This is a genomic window from Pseudomonas sp. PS02303, assembly GCF_029959925.1.
Taxonomy (GTDB): domain Bacteria; phylum Pseudomonadota; class Gammaproteobacteria; order Pseudomonadales; family Pseudomonadaceae; genus Aquipseudomonas; species Aquipseudomonas mandelii.
In genome coordinates this window covers 1-4,357 of the sequence record NZ_JASCOM010000366.1, presented here as the reverse complement: position 1 = coordinate 4,357, position 4,357 = coordinate 1, and the positions used below count along the sequence as shown (strand labels likewise).

Below are 4,357 nucleotides of genomic sequence, written 5' to 3'. Positions count from 1 at the left end.
ACGATAACTCGGTCTCTCTGTTAAACCGTTTAATCGTTTTTCGCGGGCAAGCCTCGCTCCTACAGGGGGGCGGTGTTGGGGTCAGATCCGCACATTGCCCCGGGGCCCGGCGATAGCCCAGATGATCAGGCCCAGGACAGGCAGCAGCAGAATCAGCAGCACCCAGATGATTTTCATCCCTGTGTCAGCGCCACTTTTGAGCACGTTGATGATTGCCCAAATATCCAGGACAAGAATAATCAGGCCGATCAGGCCATTGAACGTGGAACCCATGGTGTCGCTCCCTAAGAGTGGTGTGCACTCTTAGGATAGCCGGGCCTTGCGAGGGTTCCGTTTTTTAAACGTGGACCGCTATTTTCAGGGCTTCGAGCGATGGCGCGGCGGTGATACCCACTTGCGCGCACAACTCGAGCACGCGCGGTACGTCGTTGCCGTAGACCAGCACCACTTGCAGTTCGTCGTCGAGCAACTGGCTGAAGTTCATCAGCGTGTAACCGCCGTTTTCCTTGTTCATGCTGCCCATCTGCACCTGAATGCGGTTGAGCGCTGTCAGGGCTTCGGTCTTGGCCAGTTGCTTGGGCTTGATGTTGAAATCAACGCCGGGGCCGAACGAGGCGACGATCTGGGCGAACAGGTCGACGTAGGTGTCGGCCTGGAACAGCACGGTTTCCGGCAGGCTGCCCACTACAACCCACTCGCCCAGTGGAATCGGGAAGGAGTCGTCGTAGTTGATATCCGGATTGGCCGTCAGAAAAGCCTCGGGATCGGCGTAGGCCTGAGCCGCTTCGTCAGCGACTTTCAGGATTTCGTCATCGCTCATGCACCCGGAGCTGATTTTAGTGATGAGTTCGACGAGTGCGGCTTTCATGGGGCGGATCCTGTAGCGAGTGAATTTTGAGGGCGCGAAGGATAGCGCATTCGGAGAGAGTTACCGAGCAGACCAAAACTGCGTGGCGAGGGAGCTTGCTCCCGCTCGGCTGCAAAGCAGTCGTCAATCAGGTGAAAGCGGTCGACCTGATCTACTGCGGTGAATGGTTTTGGGGCCGCTTCGCAGCCCCGCGGGAGCAAGCTCCCTCGCCATAAAAGCCTCGATACCACAGGGGAGCGTGCGTATTCAGGCCAGCAATTTTTGCAACTGCGCGGTGGTATCGACCGCGCCCATGGTTTTCGCGGCGTCCAGCGCGGTGACGCCATTGGCATCCTTGGCTTTCGGATCGGCGCCTTTGCTGATCAGGTAATCGACGATTTCAACGCGGTTGAACATCGCCGCCATCATCAGCGCGGTGCGGCCGTCGAAGGATGAGCCTTCCACTTGTGCGCCCCCCTCGACCAACGCCTTGACCACCGCCAGGTCGCCCTTGAACGCGGCGCCGGCAATCGGGCTCTGGCCATTGTCGTTGCGGATTTCCGGGTCGGCCTTGTGTTCCAGCAGCACTTTCACCGTCTCCACGTGGCCGTGGTAGGCGGCGAGCATCAGCAAGGTGTCGCCCTTGTGGTTGCGCAGGTTCGGCGGCAGGCCTTTGGTCAGCAACGCAGCCATCATGGCCGCATCGCCCTCGCGTGCCTTGTTGAATACCTGTTCGGCAAATTCAGCGGCTTCTTCGGGGGTCATCTGGCGGCTTTGGTCTGACATCGGGGACTCCACTGTCTGTCATTCGGAAAGCCGACAGTTTCCCGAGCAGCCCCAAGGCTGTCACTTCTTTTTTCTCAAGAGCCGCCATAGCCACATTCAATAGCGGTACTTGCCGCCGCGAATATCCGCCAGGATCTGGTCGGTGACTTGCACGTAAGTCTGGGTGCCGGGCAGCCAGGCGTAGATCGGGTCATCGCCGGTTTTGCCGGGGTCGAAGGCTTCGTCCTTGAGCCGGGTCTTCTGGTATTTGAAGGTCCCGGTGGTTTCCATTTTCACTTTCACCCGCAGGAAAAGCGGCACCGCATACGCGGGCATTTGCTCGCGGGCAAACGCCAGTAACTCGCTGAAATCCAGGGTCGCCAAGGATTCGGCAGGCGTGATCGCGGCCATGCCGGCACGTCCGTTGGTGTTGTGGATTTCGACGCCATACGCCACGGCTTCTGAAATATTCGGGTGTTGCAGCAAGATGTTCTCGACCTCGGTCGTCGAGACGTTCTCACCCTTCCAGCGATAGGTGTCCCCCAACCGATCAACAAACTGCGCATGGCCAAAACCGATATTGCGCAGCAGATCGCCCGTATTGAAGTAACGGTCGCCCCGGGTGAACACGTCGTGGAGCACGACTTTTTCAGTCTTCTGCGGATCGGTGTAACCGTCCAGCGGCGCCTTGTCGTCGATTCTCGCCAACAACAGGCCCTGCTCGCCTTTGGCGACTTTGCGCATGAAGCCCTTGGCGTCACGAATCGGCAGGCCGCTGTCGTGGTCGTAGGCCACCAGCTCCCAGGCCATCAGGGAAAAACCGATGGTGTTGTCGAAGTTGAGGATGTTGGTGAAGCCGATATTGCCGTCGCTGGCGGCGTATAGCTCACAAATGTGCTCAACCGCAAAGCGCGTCTTGAACTCGCGCCAGGCGCCGGGCCGCAGGCCATTGCCGATCATCTTGCTCACGCGGTGTTTGCTGTCCTCGGCCGTGGGTGGTTGATCCACCAGGTAGCGGCATAATTCGCCGACGTAACCAAGGGTGGTCGCCTGGTATTTGCGCACGTCGCTCCAGAACTGGCTGGCGCTGAATTTGCGGCGGATGGCAAATCCTGCGGCGCCGCTGATCGCCGCCCCCCAACACACGCAGAGCCCGGTGGCGTGATACAGCGGCAAGGTGCAATAGACGACATCCTCAGGCTGCATATTCAGGGCGATCTGGCCGAAGCTCGCCGAGCTGCGCATCCAGCGACCGTGTTTGAACACGCCCGCCTTGGGCAACCCGGTGGTGCCTGAGGTGTAGATATAGAAACAAGGATCGTCGAAGAAAACCTGCTGGCTGCTGGCCGGATTTTCACTGGACGCCTGGGCGCTGGCGCTCATCAGGTTGATGAAACCGTCGGGCGCATGGCCGGGATGTCGATAGGTGTCTTGATCGGCGACGAACCAGGTGCGCGTCGGCTCGATCGACACGCGCTCGTGGACGGCACTGAAAGCCGGGACCAGTTCTTCGCCCACAATGATCGCCGCAGGCGCCACGAGGTTCAGGCTGTGAGCCAGGGTGTCGCGGGTTTGCGAGGTATTGAGCAAGGCACTGATCGCGCCGACCTTGGCCACTGCCAGAATCGTCACCAGCAGTTCTGGACGGTTCTCGAGAAAAACCGCCACCACATCACCCTTGCGGATGCCCTGGGTAATCAGGTGATGGGCGATGCGATTGGCCCACTGATTGACCTGTGCATAACTCAGCGTCACGTCGCCTTGCAGCAACGCGGGCCCATCGGGATTGCGCAAGGTCGCTTGCTCGAACGTCCAGCCGAGGCCACACGCTTGGGTCGGGTCCTTGACGTTGGCAACCTTCATGCCCTTCACCACCCGAGGAATGGCTTTGGCAATGGAAGGCAGTTTGCGGAGCATCATGCTCCAGGTAATCGTGTCGCTCATGCTTGCTCCCGTTCGATCTTTTTATTGTCGGGCGGCGGTCTATGAGTCCGAAAATACGTCAGCGGTTCTTGAGCTGTACACGCGGTTTTTGAAATGTTTTGTATCCGCACCCCGAGCGTTCGAGATCGCGAACCTCAGCGCGGGTGATTGGTTCCATCCAATCGAGGCCAACCCCGCAAAATGCAGGATGCACGATGGCCATTCATGCAGATTGCACGAAAGCGAAAATCCACCAAAAATATAACTCATTGATTTATAAGGATTTTAAAAATATCAGGTGCTGGCACAATCACTGCAACTACCTCTCCATGCTTGCCAATCAAGTGCTAACGGAGCTGATAGACATGAGCCTGATCCAAGAAAAATTTACCTCCCTGTTCTCCAACTTCGAAGTGAACACCCAACCACGTCCGGATGGTGGCATTCTGCTGACCCTGCGCAGCACCGAAGGCAAAGTGTTCAAGCGTTCGATTTCGTACCAGCAATTGCATGCCGGCGATCAGTTGTCGTGGGTGATCAGTGCAATTCGCCGTGATCTGGCCGAACAGGCCAGCGAACTGCCGCAGATCTCCATGCTGCAGAGCCAGCAGCGGTTTGCCCTGCCGACCTATCACTCGGCGTGAACCTTGCGGTTGTGTAAATAAACGCGCTGTAAAAAAACAGGCCGTGAGAGCTTTCGCTCCACGGCCTGTTTTGTTTTTGAAGCTGTACTGAGCCTTTGTAGGAGCGAAGCTTGCTCGCGAAGGCGATGGAGCAGATGTCAATAATGTTGACGGACACGCCGCCTTCGCGAGCAAGCTT

5 protein-coding genes are annotated in these 4,357 nt (G+C 58.0%); 1 reads left to right on the top strand and 4 read right to left on the bottom strand.

The window, feature by feature from the left end; all coding sequences use genetic code 11:
• Positions 1 to 81: 81 nt before the first annotated feature.
• The 4 genes from QMX98_RS32640 to QMX98_RS32625 all read right to left on the bottom strand — a co-directional run bounded on the left by QMX98_RS32640 (position 82) and on the right by QMX98_RS32625 (position 3,556).
• Positions 82 to 273, bottom strand: coding sequence for a PLDc N-terminal domain-containing protein (locus QMX98_RS32640; RefSeq protein ID WP_010456621.1), 192 nt, complete (start codon positions 271 to 273; stop codon positions 82 to 84).
• 64 nt (positions 274 to 337) lie between these two features.
• The gene (locus QMX98_RS32635) at positions 338 to 868 is read right to left on the bottom strand and encodes a hypothetical protein (protein ID WP_010456623.1); all 531 of its coding nucleotides are present in this window, start codon (positions 866 to 868) and stop codon (positions 338 to 340) included.
• Positions 869 to 1,114: 246 nt separating this feature from the next.
• Positions 1,115 to 1,633, bottom strand: a complete 519-nt coding sequence (locus QMX98_RS32630) for an ankyrin repeat domain-containing protein (RefSeq protein ID WP_010456625.1) — start codon at positions 1,631 to 1,633, stop codon at positions 1,115 to 1,117.
• A 96-nt stretch (positions 1,634 to 1,729) separates the two neighbouring features.
• Positions 1,730 to 3,556 (bottom strand): long-chain-acyl-CoA synthetase, encoded by a 1,827-nt coding sequence (locus QMX98_RS32625; RefSeq protein WP_282411978.1) that lies wholly within the window; start codon positions 3,554 to 3,556, stop codon positions 1,730 to 1,732.
• 344 nt (positions 3,557 to 3,900) lie between these two features.
• On the opposite strand from QMX98_RS32625, the gene QMX98_RS32620 reads away from it, so the two are divergent.
• Positions 3,901 to 4,179: a DUF3509 domain-containing protein gene (locus QMX98_RS32620; RefSeq protein ID WP_010456630.1), complete on the top strand. Its 279-nt coding sequence runs from the start codon at positions 3,901 to 3,903 to the stop codon at positions 4,177 to 4,179.
• The last annotated feature ends 178 nt before the right edge of the window (positions 4,180 to 4,357 follow it).

What these genes read in the sequence shown, in the direction of transcription:
- QMX98_RS32640 (WP_010456621.1), bottom strand. Translation starts at nt 273, where the DNA reads ATGGGTTCCACGTTCAATGGCCTGATCGGCCTGATTATTCTTGTCCTG.
- QMX98_RS32635 (WP_010456623.1), bottom strand. Translation starts at nt 868, where the DNA reads ATGAAAGCCGCACTCGTCGAACTCATCACTAAAATCAGCTCCGGGTGC.
- QMX98_RS32630 (WP_010456625.1), bottom strand. Translation starts at nt 1,633, where the DNA reads ATGTCAGACCAAAGCCGCCAGATGACCCCCGAAGAAGCCGCTGAATTT.
- QMX98_RS32625 (WP_282411978.1), bottom strand. Translation starts at nt 3,556, where the DNA reads ATGAGCGACACGATTACCTGGAGCATGATGCTCCGCAAACTGCCTTCC.
- QMX98_RS32620 (WP_010456630.1), top strand. Translation starts at nt 3,901, where the DNA reads ATGAGCCTGATCCAAGAAAAATTTACCTCCCTGTTCTCCAACTTCGAA.